At 78.6% G+C, this 294-nt stretch carries 1 protein-coding gene; it reads right to left on the bottom strand.

Annotation, left to right across the window (positions count from 1 at the left end; translation table 11 throughout):
* A partial coding sequence (locus tag ACLBX8_RS32045; RefSeq protein ID WP_447716455.1) for a gene transfer agent family protein occupies positions 1–230 on the bottom strand: 230 nt, incomplete at its 3' end.
* Between the last annotated feature and the right edge of the window lie 64 nt (positions 231–294).

Genomic DNA, 294 nt, shown 5'->3' with positions numbered 1-294 from the left:
GCCACCGCCGCGTCGTCGAGGTCGTGGCCGCCGCCCCGCAGGGCGACGCCCAGGAGGGCGATCAGGTCGCGGGCCGAGACGCGCCCGCCGGCGAAGCGCGCGGCGAGGCCCGCGAGGGCGCCGGCCTGGAGCGCGGTCTCCAGCTCGGCGAGCGCGCCGAGGGTGAGGCAGAGCGTGTAGCGCCGTCCGCCGAGGGTGAGCGGCACCCCGCCGCGGATCCGGTTGGCCACGGCGCCCAGACCGCCGCGAACGCGAGCGCGCCGCCGGATTCGAGGCTCATGTCGAAGGTGACCT

It is taken from the genome of Methylobacterium sp. D48H (genome assembly GCF_053345715.1).
The sequence above is the reverse complement of the archived record's forward strand: the minus strand, read 5'-3'. Positions and strand labels throughout refer to the sequence as shown.